We start from the raw sequence: 13,861 nt of genomic DNA on the forward strand, positions 1-13,861 counted from the left end.
CTCAGGGGAACTTAATCAATTGTATAAAGGTTTATGTCTTAATTCTTAAGCCATAAACTTTTTTTATTATATAAAAGTTAAATATAATTTAATTAGTAACATAGTAAAAAGAGGGGGTATTTTAGAGTGATAGAAATCATGGATTCTTGGTTTACAGTTGAGGAGATTGACAGTGAGACATTTGCTATAAGTGAATATGGACACTGGGAAAAAGTTCATTCTTATTTACTATTGGGAGAGGAGAAAGCAGCGTTAATCGATACTGGATTAGGAATAGATAACATCAAAAGAATAACTGATCAGCTTACATCACTACCAATAGTAGTTTTTACAACTCATGTTCATTGGGATCATATTGGAGGTCACAACCAATATGAAGACATATTTGTACATGAAGCAGAAGAAGAGTGGCTTATAAATGGAATAAAAAAGCTTTCAATTGAGCAAATAAGAAAAGACGTAGCACGTGATATTACAAAACCTATACCTAATACTTTTAATCCAGAGACATATAAACCATTCCAAGGGCTCCCAAAAGCTTTATTACATGATGGAGATAATATAAATATTGGGAATAGAGAATTAGTCATTTATCATACACCAGGGCATTCACCAGGTCACATTTCAATTTTTGATAATAAAAAAGGTTACTTATATACTGGAGATTTATTATATGAAGGAACAATATATGCTCATTATCCAACTACAGATCCAGAAGATTTAATTAATTCTTTAGAGAAGATAACAGAAATTTTAAATGTAAAGAAAATTTATGGAGCACATAATCAATTAGGTTTAGATATAAATATACTTGATGAGGTAAGTAAAGCTGTTAAAGAACTTAGAGAAAAGAATCTCGTAAGACACGGAAGTGGAATACATAAATTTAATGGATTTAGTATTCAGTTCTAGTAGATAGATATTGGACAACGTTAGAAAATTTTTTCTTCGTTGTTTATTTATTTTTTGCAATAAAATATATTTTATTGATGCTAATGCTTTAAGCTCTTACATAGATTCCGACAACATTAATGGATAGCTCGTAAATACAAATATTTTATGAATTTACTATAAGTAAAATTTATAGTTTTATAAATTATTATAAGTTTTGATTATAGTAAACATGTGCTACAATTTTATTAAGAGAGAAAGATATATTTGAATAATTAAAATATTAATATGCAAAGTATATAGACATACCAATTCCAAATTTAATGTATGAACTTATAAAATCGTATTAACAAATTGTTTTAGTTTATATTTATATAATTGAGAATNNTTAATTGTCAATTGTCCATTTTTTAAGGTTATGAATTAATATATCAAACTGTAAATTATATTCAAATATACATTAAAATTTAGAGTAGTTTATCTATATATATTATTTAAAAAGTTAAAAGGGTGAAATTTTTTCTAGAAAGAATTTTATAATAAATAAAACATTAATGAATCGTTAAATATCAATAAGAAAGGTTTGGGAATAGAATAAAAATCTATTTTAAGGTGATATAAAAATGATTGATCCAAGACTTATTACTTTTATAACTGTGGCTAAAACTAATAACTTTACTAGGGCAGCTGAAATTTTAAATTTAACTCAACCTGCTGTGTATCAGCAAGTACAATATTTAGAGTCACATTATGGAGTGAAATTTATAAAAAAAGAAGGAAGACATTTAAAGCTTACGGAAGAAGGAAAAATTCTTCTAGAATACGCTAAAGAAATGTATGCAATATCACAGAATATGGAAGAGAAGCTAAAGGATTCTTCATCTATTATAAGAAGACATCGTATTGGAGCTACTATGACCATTGGTGGTTATGTATTGCCACATATTTTAGGTAAGTATAAAAATGCTAACAACAATGTAAATATAACTTTACATGTGGATAACACAAATATTATTTTAAAGAAGCTTATAGACAGAGAAATTGAATTGGCTATAGTAGAAGGACCTTTTGATAAAAAGAAATTTAAATTTAGGAAATTTAAAGATGACGAGCTTATTTTGGCTGCTTCGCCCAATCATGATTTTGCCAATAGAAAATCCGTTGAACTTGAAGAAGTTTTAGAAGGAAATCTATTATTAAGAGAACAAGGGTCAGGTACTAGAGAAATATTTGAAAGTGAATTAATTAGGAGAGGATATAGTCCTGATACTATCAATGCCCATATGGAAGTTGGAAGCATTACTTCTTTGGTATCTTTAGTAGAATATAATGCAGGATATACAATCATATCAAGAGAAGCAATACAAAAGGAGTTGGAACAAGAAACCATTGTAGTTGTTCCAATAAACAATTTTAGCATGCTTAGAGAATTTAACTTTATATATATTGATGAAAAGGAAATGGAGTTTATAAATGACTTTATAAACTTTTGTCATGAGATTAATTAAATAACTAAATGTTTTATGTATTTAACTTATAAATTAAAATTAAGAAATAATGAAATTTTATATTCTTTCTTTATTATATTGCTTATGTTTAAGAAGAAAGTGGAGGATTTTTTATGAAAGAGTTAATTATAATGTTTTTAAGTTTTTTTAAGATTGGCGCTTTTACCTTTGGTGGAGGATATGCCATGATTCCTTTAATTGAAAGAGAGGTAGTTGAATCAAAAAAATGGATTTCTAAAGAAGAGTTTACAGATATACTTGTAATAGCTCAAAGTTTTCCTGGAGCATTGCCAGTAAATTCATCTTTATTTATAGGATATAAATTAGGGGGCGTTTTAGGTGCAATTCTTGCCCTATTAGGAGTAATATTGCCTTCATTTTTAATAATACTCACTATAGCTGTTTTTTTTATGCAATTTAGAGAAAATCCTATAGTAGATAATGTATTTAAAGGTATTACAGGAGCAGTACCTGTGCTAGTATTACTTGCTGTAAAAAGTTTATCCAAGTCTGTAAAAAAGAGTACAATTAATATTCTTATAACAGTGACCTGTGTATTAGCAATTACAATTTTTAATGTTCACCCAGTTATAATGATTTTCATTTCTGCTATTTATGGAATAATTTTTTTAAGAGAGCAGGTGGCTTAATATGGATATGCTTATAAAATTATTTTTAAGTTTTTTTAAGATAGGTGTTTTTGGTTATGGCGGTGGTTATGCCATGCTACCTTTAATTGAAAGAGAAATAGTAACAACAAATCATTGGTTAAGTTCTTCTCAGTTTTTAGATATAATAGGAATTTCACAGATGACACCTGGACCTATATCAATTAATTCAGCTACTTTTGTTGGATATACAATTAGTGGTTTTTGGGGAAGTTTCTTTGCAACTCTTGGTGTAGTAGCCTTCCCATTTATACTAGTTTCAATAGCAACTCATTGCGTGTTAAAATTTAAAAATTCATTGGTTATGAAGTCAGCATTAATGGGGATGAGACCAGCATTAATTGGTCTTATTATAAGTGCATTTTTATCTCTAGCCAAACAATCTTATTTAGATATTAAATCCATAATAATTGGAGCAATAATATTAATTATTAGTTTAAAATCAAAATTGCATCCTATACTTGTAATTGTTGTAGCTGGAATTTTAGGGGTAATACTCTATGGAGTATTTTAAATAATGAACAGATTTAGTAGTAAATCATTAAGGAGAAAATACTTTTGTTAATATAAAAAAGTCAGTAATTTTATTACTGGCTTTTTATTTTTAGATCTTTTACTAGCAATGTATTGCTAATTTACCACCTCTAGAAAACAGCACTTATTTATTAAATAATTTTTATTTTTCAGGGAAATATATTTAGAAGAAATTAATATAACCTTTAAATTAGCTTAAAAATTATAATAAAATTTTATTTAAATTTAAAATATAAAAAAACTATTTATAAGTTAAAATTCAATATCAAATTATGATTTAATCTTATTTTTCCTATTAAATAAAATATCTAATAAAAAATAAATCATTTAATGAAAAATAGAAAATTATGAAAAAATTCATATAAAGCTATTGTCAAATTGTATACAGAAGTGATATATTGTATACATAAGAATTGTATACAATATAGTGAAAATGTATACAAAAAGGTTAGGATATTATTTTATAGGGGGTTAAACTATGAAAAGTGAGGAAAAAATCAGTAATACTATTAATGGAAAACAACATTTTAAAGTATTTGGAATGCCTCTATATTTATTTGCAATATTTGCAATAATAGTAATTGCGGCATCAATGTACGATATTATTCCTAAAGAGATAACAGGAGCTTTTGCAGTAATGTTTATTTTAGGAATAATATTTGGTGAAGTTGGAGATAGAATTCCTATATGGAAGGAGTATGTTGGTGGAGGAGCAATACTTGCTTTTTTAGGTTCAGCTTACTTAGTTTATAAAGGAATTATGCCAGAATCAACTATTGAAAGCATCAAATTCTTTATGGATGATGCAGATTTCTTGAACTTATTTATATCAGTATTAATAACAGGAAGTATACTTGCTGTTAATAGAAAATTATTAGTTAAAGCTCTTACAGGTTATATACCAGCAATATTAGCAGGTATATTAGGAGCATTTATATTTGGAGCTATAGGAGGACTTATAACAGGAGTTTCACCAATAGAGGTTGCAATGAAGTATGTTTTACCTATAATGGGTGGTGGAACTGGTGCAGGTGCAATACCTATGTCAGAAATATATAAATCTGTTACAGGAGGAGATCCAAAAGAATTTTTATCTTTTGCTTTTCCAATACTAACAATTGCAAATATTATCTCAATATTTATGGGGGCTCTTTTAAGTAAATTAGGAGATAAAAAGCCAGCATTAACTGGAAATGGTAATTTAATAAAAACTAAGAATTTTTCTGCGGAAGAACAAAAATCAGACCTTAAGATTACACATAAAGAAATTGCAGCAGGACTAGTTCTTTCAACAGGTTTTTATATACTAGGAACATTGATGTCTAAAAAAATACTTCCATCTATTGGTGGAGTTCAGATTCATACATTTGCCTATATGGTTTTATTCGTTTCAATATTTAACATATTTAATTTGATACCTGAAGAATTAAAACAAGGTGCTAAAACCCTTCAAAGTTTCTTTGCATCAAAATTCTTATGGGTTATTATGATAGGTGTTGGAGTAGCGTATACTGACCTTGGAGAAATAATTGCAGCACTAACTTTTTCAAATTTAATAATTGCCGGATTTATAGTTATAGGAGCAGTTGTAGGTTCAGCTTTACTTGGAGTATTAGTAGGATTCTACCCAATAGAAACAGCTATAACAGCAGGTTTATGTATGGCTAATAGAGGTGGTTCAGGAGACTTAGCAGTTCTAGGTGCTGCTAAGAGAATGGAACTTATATCTTTTGCTCAAATTTCATCAAGAATTGGTGGAGGAATAATGCTTGTTATTGCAAGCGTAGTATTTGGCTTATTTGCATAGATAAAGCATTTTAAAGGTATAAGTAATCTCTTATACCTTTAATCTTTAATCATAATATAGGGATACAATGTGAAATTTTAAAATATACTCTGGAAAGTAAGTTTTTTATAAAAATAGCTTAAANNTCATTTTTCATTCTTAATTTTTAATCCATAGAAAAGAATTTTTATTATGGAAATTATGTATAAGTTAAATTTTTATTTTGGAACCCTATATAAATTATAGTAGAGGGAAAGGATGGTAAGTTTTATTATGATGGGTATAGCTGGAAATGAAAAATCAGATGACGTTTTGGTAAAAGTTCAATTAGATGAAGTAGAAGGAATAACTATTGATATAAAAAGCAAAATTAAAAAGATTTTTGGAAGACATATGGAGATTGCTGTGAGAGAAGCATTAAGTGAGTTAAATGTGGAAAATGCTAAGGTTGAAATTGAAGACTTTGGAGCATTGGATTTTGTTATAAAAGCAAGAGTAAAAACAGCAATTAAAAGAGCTAGGGGGAATAAAAATGAATAAAAAATTAAGAAGAAGTATGTTATTTTGCCCTGCAAGTGATCCTAAAATGTTAATGAATGCCCCTATATATGGCGCTGATTGTATAGTATTTGATTTGGAAGATGCAGTAGCTTATAACGAAAAGGATAGTGCAAGAGATTTATTATGTGAAGCTTTAAAAACTATAGATTATAGTAAAAGTGAGGTTTTTGCTAGAGTAAATCCATTATATACTGAATTCGGTAAAAAAGATGTTGAAGAACTGGTTAAGGCTGGATTAAAAAATATAAGACTTCCTATGAGTGAATGCAAAGAGAATATCATAGAGCTCGATGAATTACTTACTAAATTAGAAGATGAAAATAATTTAGAGAAGGGATCAATAAAGATACAAGCTGCTATTGAAACTCCAAAAGGAGTATTAAATGCTCTTGAAATAGCACAGGCTAGTAAGAGAGTTGTAGCTATATCTATTGGAGCGGAGGACTTTACAAGAACTTTAGGTGTTGACAGAACTAAAGCAGCTAGAGAGCTTTTCTTTGCAAGATGTCAAATAGTTTTAGCTGCTAGCGTTGCAGGTGTAGATTCTATTGATACAGTTTATGCAAATTTAGGTGATATGGAAGGGTTTATAGAAGAAGCTAAAGATGCGAAAGGCTTAGGATTTTCAGGAAAATCTTGCATACATCCATCACAGGTAAAACAAGTGCATAAAATCTTTACGCCAACTAAAGAAGAAGTTGAAAAAGCAATGATTATTATTAATGCAGCTAAAGAAGCTGAAGAAAAGGGAATTGGAGTAATTACTGTAGATGGAAAGATGATTGATGTTCCTGTAATTCAAAAGGCGGAAAGAGTAGTTTCATTAGCAAAAGGCGCAGGAATTATATAAGGGGGGAGAACAATGGAACAAGTAGTTAACGCTGTTGGAAGACAATTACCTAAATATATAGAAGGATATGGAGAAGTAAAACCTTATAGAGGAACCTTTGAAATGGGAGTAGAAGGAAGAAAGTATGCACCTATGAAATCACTTTCTACTCCAGGAGTAGAAAAAATACTTCCAAGCATAAAGGAAGCAATAGTTAAAGCTGGAGTTAAAGATGGTATGGTTATATCTTTTCATCATCATTTAAGAAATGGTGATTATATATTAAATATGGTTATGGATGAAATTGCTAACCTTGGAATAAAAGATATAACTATATGTGCTTCTTCATTAACAGGAGCACATGAGCCATTACTTGATCATATAAACAATGGAGTAGTTACAGGACTTCAAACTAGTGGACTCAGAGGAAAGTTAGGTCAAGAAGTTTCATTAAATAATATATTAGGAAAGCCAGTAATATTTAGAACTCATGGAGGAAGAGCTAGAGCTATTGAATCAGGAGAGGTTAAAATTGATGTAGCCTTCATAGCAGCTCCTGCTTGTGATCCTATGGGAAATATGAATGGAAGAGATGGGAAATCTGCTTTTGGTTCTATGGGATACCCAATGGTAGATGCTAAATATGCAGATAAAGTTGTTGCTATTACTGACAACTTAGTGGATTATCCATTATATCCTGCTAGCATAGATCAAACATTAGTAGATTATGTAGTGGTAGTAGATGAGATAGGCGATCCTTCAAAAATTGCTACTGGTGCAACTAGAGTTACAAAAAGTCCTACGGAACTTTTAATAGCTGAGTATGCAGCAGAAGTTTTAATAGCTTCAGGATTAGTTAAAGAAGGTTTTTCATTCCAAGCTGGAAGTGGTGGGGCATCTCTTGCAGTTGCTAGAAATTTAAGAGAGTATATGTTAGAAAATAATATAGTGGGTTCTTTCGCTTCAGGTGGAATAACTTCAACACTTGTAGAATTATTAGAAGAGGGCTTATTTAAGGCATTGCTTGATACGCAAACCTTTGATGCAGCAGCAGCAGCTTCAATGAAGAAAAATCCAAATCATATTGAAATGTCTGCTTCTATGTATGCAAATCCTCACAATAAAGGATGTGTTGCTCATCAACTTGATATAATGATGTTATCAGCAACAGAAATAGATACAAAATTTAATGTGAATGTTATGACTGGTTCCACAGGAATAATAATGGGAGCACAGGGAGGACATCCTGATACAGCAGCAGGAGCTAAATTGACCGTTGCAGTAGCACCACTTATTAGAAAGAGAATTCCTATAATTGTAGATGATGTTACTACTGTAGTTACACCAGGTGAAAATATAGATGTAGTTGTAACTGAAAGAGGGATAGCTGTTAATCCAAAGAGAAGTGATTTAATAGAAGCACTCAAAGATACAAAACTACCTTTAATGTCTATTGAAGAGCTAAAATTACTTGCTGAAAGTTTTACAGGAAAACCAGATAAAATAGACTTTGAAGATGAAGTTGTAGGTGTAATAGAGTATAGAGATGGAACAGTAATGGATGTAATAAGGAAAGTAAAAAGATAGTTTATTATTAATAAATAAGCGGGGAGATGGTTTTCTTCTCGCTTTTTATAATATATAATTGCATATGGAGGTGATAACTTTGGAAGAATTCTTAGATAAGATAGATGGAAAAGATGAAAGACCTATAAGAGAGATAGTTTTAGATAATTTAAGAAAAGCTATATTTAACAATAAATTAAAACCTGGAGATAGATTAGTAGAAACTACAATTGCAGAGGCTATGGGGATAAGTAGAACCCCAGTTAGAGAGGCGTTAAGACAGCTGGAGCTTGAAGGATTGGCAACGAATGTTCCTAGAAAAGGAACTGTTGTAAACGGTATATCTATGGAAGATGCCCTTGAGATGTATGATATTAGAGAAGTTTTAGAAGGATTGGCAGCAAGGCTTACCTGTAATAATATTTCAAGAAAAAATATAAATACCTTAAAAGAAATTATTAGTAATATGGAAGAATGTATTGGAATTCATAGGCGTGAAGAATTATTCGAAATGAATAATCAGTGGAATGATATGCTGATGATTCAAAGTCAAAATAAAATTCTTACTCAAGATATGAAGGAATTACATGACCACCTTAGAAGATTTAGATTGCTTACATTATATGATGAAGAACTTCAAAAAGAAGCAGTAGAAGAATATAAGACTATTATTAAAGCCATAGAAGTTGGTGATGATAAGAAAGCAGAAGAATATGCTAGAGAACATGTTAGAAGAGCGAAAAAAAGATTTATAAAAGTGTTTAATAAAAAATCCAATGAAATGGTATGTGTAACTAATAATGCAGAAAATAATATATAAATTAGATAAAAAGTTTTTTAAAAGATGGTAACTTAATGAATTTGTTACCATTTTTTTACTTTAATTTGATATAATAATATATAGATGCACCACTTTTAAAATTAAGCTATGTATAGATAAACTACCTTAAAACTTAATGTATATTTCTATGATATTTTAATTCACAATTCACANNTCAGCAGAAGCTGAGAAATTTAAAATTGATTCTGTAGCTAGTTAAAAATAATTTCAACCACAATTGTGAACTGTGCATTGTGAATTGTGCATTATTTTAAGTTGTGCATTATTTTAAGTTTTGCTACAAAACTCTTATAGCTCTTTATTTTCACTATTTAAATTCTACTTTAAATAAATTTTTAACTTAATATAGCACTGTAAATTTCTATAAATATGGTATGGAGGGTAAAAGTGAGAGTTTTTTTAATTATTATTTCAATTTTACAGCTACTTATGATAATCTTAAATGGAATTTATGTGTTAAGGAAAATGAATAAAATAGGAAAAGAAGATGGAGAACTTAATTTGATAATAAAAATGTGTTTTAGCTTTTCTATGATAGTTGTGGCATTTTTATTATGGAGAAACAATTTTGAAATATTAAGAAACTATTCATTGCTAATTTTACTAGGAATGTTTTTCTCCGCTATAGGAGATATGATTATGGCCAGTATAATAAAATTAAAAAATAGGTTAATTGGAGGAATGTCATTTTTTTCGCTTGCCCATATTTTTTATATTTTAGCATATCTTAAAGCTATAGCTGCCTATAAGGAAAATTTGAATTATCTAGTTTTTATCTTAATTGGAATGTATATATTTTGCATAATTCTTTGGAGAGTGTTTGTATTTAATTCTACCAAGAGTTTAACGCTGAATATGGTGGCATTAGTATATGCATTAGTTATTTGTACTATGGCAAGCCTAGCAATAAATATATCTCTAATTGTAAGTGGAGCATGGTGGATGACTACTATAGGTGCACTACTCTTTATTCTTTCAGACTTTTTAATAGGTTTATCAGAGATAAAAGAAAAAGGACCTAAAAATCAATCAGTTTGGGTATGGTTAACCTATGTGCCAGCGCAAATGTGCATAATTTATACCTTGGCATTATTGTAACCTTTAATCATTGCATATGAAATACTTTAAATATTTTAGATATAAGAAGATTTAAAAGTTCACAAATAAATATAAATTATTTTAATTGTTTTATATTTATAATAAAATAATCAAATAGTAAAGGGGCTTTTGTAGCAGACTTGTTTTTTATATATAGAAAATAAAATAGCTATTTAATAATTAAAAAAATATTTTTTCATTAGAAAAATAGTGTGCTTTATAATCTTAATATAAGATCATTGATTATAATAATAAAAACTAGAGAAGTTCTCTAGTTTTTATTATTATAATTTTCTATAAAAGTAATTTACTAAATTGTAACTAATGTTATGATTAAATAAAGTAAAATTTTCTTTGTGAAGTTTCTTCGCTAAAAGTAAATTTAGTATAATATAAGACATATTTAAAAGATAACCAGTCAGTATGGAAGTATAATTTACGTTATATTATTTTATTAAGCCTCAATGATATAAATGAAAAATCTATGTTCTTATACTACATAAAACATAAGTAAAATCTTTGAACGATTAAATTTTTTATATGTCTTAAAGGAAGGTGTATATATGAGAAAGAAATTTATAACTTTACTAATGACCATTATCATTATATTTAGTAGCACTTATAATGTTTTTGCATTGGAAAAGCCAGAAATTGTTGGTCAATATGCCATTGCTGTAGATTTTGATAGTGGAGAAATTATTTATTATAAAGAAGGGGATAATACAACCTTTCCAGCTTCTATTACGAAGATTATGAGCTCGCTGCTTCTTTGTGAAAATGTGAATATGGATGAAAAATTGATTTTTACTCAAGAAGCAAGTGAAGAAGAACCTACAGCTATTAATGGAGTTTATACATATATAAACGTTGGTGCAGAGATATTAGCATCTGATATTTTAAAAAGTATGATGATAGTTTCAGCAAATGATATGACTACCGCATTAGCTACTAATATACCTAATAAAGATGATGGTGGAAAAGCTTTTGTGGAAATGATGAATAAAAGAGCAAAAGAATTAGAAATGAATAATACTAATTTTGTAACTCCTAATGGTTTAGATGATTATACTGATAAGCATAAAAGTACAGCTTATGATCTTACAAGACTTGCTAGAAAAGCTTTTACTATTGAAAAGTTTTTAGAAGTAGTAAAAACATCTAGTACAGAATTAGCTATAGGGGAAAGAGCACCTTTTAACATAAAGAATACTAATAAATTTGTAAGAGAAGATAGTGAATTTTATGATAAAAGCTGTATAGGAGGAAAAACTGGATATACAGATAAGGCAGGAAGATGCCTTCTTACTGTTTTTGAAAGAGACGGAAGAAAAATTATAGGAGTAGTTTTAAATTCTAAGTTAAATGATGCCGATACTGTAGTTTTTGAGGATATGAAAAAAATAATAGATTATAGCTATGATGTACTACCTACAGTATATAAGTACAAAAATAATTCAAATAAAGAAGTTGAGTTAAAGACAGGAAATGTAATTGAAACTTTGCCTGTAGAATACAAATTATTTAAATATTTTGGTCCTAAAAAAACTATAGAAGCACCAATAATAATTTCTAAAGACTTAACTTATTATAATAATGAACCAAATAATAAAGAAGCAAAAATAGAGTTTGATATTACAGGAGATATATTTAAGAGAAAGTCTGAAGAGAGTTTTGGAACAGTTACATTAAAAACAAGGGATGCTTCAAAATCCTCAGAAATAACTACTACCATAACATTATGGAGCATAATTAAAGCAAATCTATTAATATATATATTTATATTAATTATTATTATATTAGTTATTCGTGTATTAATAAATATAAGAAAAAGAAAAAATAGAATGAAAAGAATGGAAAAGATCAAGAGAAGAAAGAAATAGGGTTATATAGATAAATCATCTAAAAAGTTAATTTATAACTAATAATTATGTCATCAAATATTTTAGTTAACAACTTAGAATAATTCACAATTCAAAATTCAAAATTCACAATTAAGGTTGAAATTAATTTTACAAATTAATTTCTTTAACTGATTTTTTACTAGCAATACAATTGTTAGCTTTCCACCTCTGGGGAACAGTAGTGAAGCCCTTTAGGGTTCCCCTGAGGTGCAGTATGCTTAGGAACAAGACCTATTTATTTAACTAAAATAATGAAGATGAGCAATGCAACTAAATTACACTGCACGAAAAGTGACTACATCACTTCAAAAACAAATCAATTCTAAATTTCTCAGCTTCTGTTGAAAAATGTCCACAATTATGATTTTGCATTATGAATTCAATAGTTTTAATTATAGAGATAGTTAGAATACTTACTAATTATTTTTTCGAAGATGGTTTATTAAAGTGAATACCTAAGGAGAGTGTTATAATGGGATTTTTTAAGAGTATATTTAAGAATAATAAAAATATAAGTAGTGATAATTATATAATAAATTTTAAAGATGGAATAAAACTTATTTGGGGAGAAAAAGGAATAGAGATAATAGAAAAATCTAATAAGATTATCATAACCTTAGAAGAAATAAGTAAAGACTTTGTAGAAGGTAAAGAAGGAATTTCACTTGAGCTTTATGAAAAAGATTCACAAAATTGCACTCTCATAATATATAGAAATCCAGAAAATATTTATCTTCATTATGATAATAAAAGCTATTCATACCCTAATACTACTTTTATGGCTTTAATGGAGAGAGTAGAAAGGATTAGAGGGGAAAAAAGTAATAACAAAGAAAAGAGTGAAGAGAAAATCATTCTTTTAGAAGATGCAACTGATGAGGCTAAGGCGGCAATTGAAATGTATAAAAAAATATCCCAAGAGAAAATAGATGGCTATGATAAAGAATTTGGTTCTTTAAAAGAAAGAAAAGATACATTAATGCAATACTATGAAGGGATTAATATGATTATAGGAAACAGCTTTGCTAAAGAAATAAAGCCGCTTATAGATGTGCTTAATCATGAAGATAAAGAGGCTTTAGAGTTAACTAAAAAAAGAAAAGAATTAATTAGACTTTCTTATGATGGAAATATTTCAAGAGAAGAATTATACAAACTTTATGATCAATTCATAATAAGATTATGTTTAAATAATTAATTTAAATTATTTCCTAGAAAATTAAATTGTAAAATTATATACAATGATTTTAGAATTATATATGTATATATAATTTATAATATTCATTAAGAATAATTTATTAGAAAAATCATATTATCTTTGTTATTTTTATGTAAATGTTCAAGCTATAATTTATTTATCTATTTTAATAGAAGGAGAGAAAATAGTTAAAATTTAAATTATGTTGTAACAAAAATTAATGTATAATCAAGTATTTTTAGTAGTAATTTTTAATAATAAAATAGCAAGAGGCAATTTTAAAATAAAAATATATATAAAATATTTTAACAAAATATTAAATTTTATATAGAAAAAAGGAGTGGCTATGGGAAGCTGTAATTTTAAAGTTAGGTTATCACCTAGAGAGGCTTTTGATATTATACAAGATCAAGTGAATGCTGATTTAGTTTATAGTGAATTTAATAGTTTAGATCATGAAAAAGCTACAGGAGTTTTAAT

General features: G+C 27.9%; 12 protein-coding genes. All 12 read left to right on the plus strand.

The window, feature by feature from the left end; translation table 11 throughout:
* Positions 1-126 precede the first annotated feature (126 nt).
* The 12 genes from B3603_RS15780 (at position 127) to B3603_RS15835 (ending at position 13,381) form a co-directional block, all read left to right on the plus strand.
* The gene (locus B3603_RS15780; RefSeq protein WP_291566656.1) at positions 127-912 is read left to right on the plus strand and encodes an MBL fold metallo-hydrolase; all 786 of its coding nucleotides are present in this window, start codon (positions 127-129) and stop codon (positions 910-912) included.
* A gap of 602 nt (positions 913-1,514) precedes the next feature.
* Positions 1,515-2,399, plus strand: coding sequence for a LysR family transcriptional regulator (locus tag B3603_RS15785; RefSeq protein WP_291566658.1), 885 nt, complete (start codon positions 1,515-1,517; stop codon positions 2,397-2,399).
* Positions 2,400-2,512: 113 nt separating this feature from the next.
* Entirely contained in the window at positions 2,513-3,049 is a 537-nt protein-coding gene (locus B3603_RS15790; RefSeq protein ID WP_291566660.1) for a chromate transporter, read from the plus strand.
* Between the two features lies 1 nt (position 3,050).
* The gene (locus B3603_RS15795; RefSeq protein WP_291566663.1) at positions 3,051-3,581 is read left to right on the plus strand and encodes a chromate transporter; all 531 of its coding nucleotides are present in this window, start codon (positions 3,051-3,053) and stop codon (positions 3,579-3,581) included.
* 498 nt (positions 3,582-4,079) lie between these two features.
* Positions 4,080-5,408: a citrate/sodium symporter CitS gene (gene citS, locus B3603_RS15800; protein WP_291566665.1), complete on the plus strand. Its 1,329-nt coding sequence runs from the start codon at positions 4,080-4,082 to the stop codon at positions 5,406-5,408.
* Between the two features lie 237 nt (positions 5,409-5,645).
* Positions 5,646-5,927, plus strand: coding sequence for a citrate lyase acyl carrier protein (gene citD / locus B3603_RS15805; protein WP_291566667.1), 282 nt, complete (start codon positions 5,646-5,648; stop codon positions 5,925-5,927).
* Entirely contained in the window at positions 5,920-6,798 is an 879-nt protein-coding gene (locus B3603_RS15810; protein ID WP_291566669.1) for an HpcH/HpaI aldolase/citrate lyase family protein, read from the plus strand. Before citD ends, B3603_RS15810 begins: the two co-directional genes overlap by 8 nt.
* A 12-nt stretch (positions 6,799-6,810) precedes the next feature.
* Complete coding sequence (citF, locus tag B3603_RS15815) at positions 6,811-8,364, plus strand: citrate lyase subunit alpha (protein WP_291566671.1); 1,554 nt, start codon at positions 6,811-6,813, stop codon at positions 8,362-8,364.
* A gap of 79 nt (positions 8,365-8,443) precedes the next feature.
* Positions 8,444-9,163 (plus strand): GntR family transcriptional regulator, encoded by a 720-nt coding sequence (locus B3603_RS15820; RefSeq protein ID WP_291566673.1) that lies wholly within the window; start codon positions 8,444-8,446, stop codon positions 9,161-9,163.
* Positions 9,164-9,571: 408 nt separating this feature from the next.
* Positions 9,572-10,282, plus strand: coding sequence for a lysoplasmalogenase (locus B3603_RS15825; RefSeq protein WP_291566674.1), 711 nt, complete (start codon positions 9,572-9,574; stop codon positions 10,280-10,282).
* A 563-nt stretch (positions 10,283-10,845) separates the two neighbouring features.
* Positions 10,846-12,162, plus strand: coding sequence for a D-alanyl-D-alanine carboxypeptidase family protein (locus B3603_RS15830; protein ID WP_291566675.1), 1,317 nt, complete (start codon positions 10,846-10,848; stop codon positions 12,160-12,162).
* 493 nt (positions 12,163-12,655) lie between these two features.
* Positions 12,656-13,381: a hypothetical protein gene (locus B3603_RS15835; protein ID WP_291566677.1), complete on the plus strand. Its 726-nt coding sequence runs from the start codon at positions 12,656-12,658 to the stop codon at positions 13,379-13,381.
* Positions 13,382-13,861: the final 480 nt, after the last annotated feature.

Source organism: Clostridium sp. UBA2485 (assembly GCF_002341865.1).
GTDB lineage: Bacteria > Bacillota > Clostridia > Clostridiales > Clostridiaceae > Clostridium_J.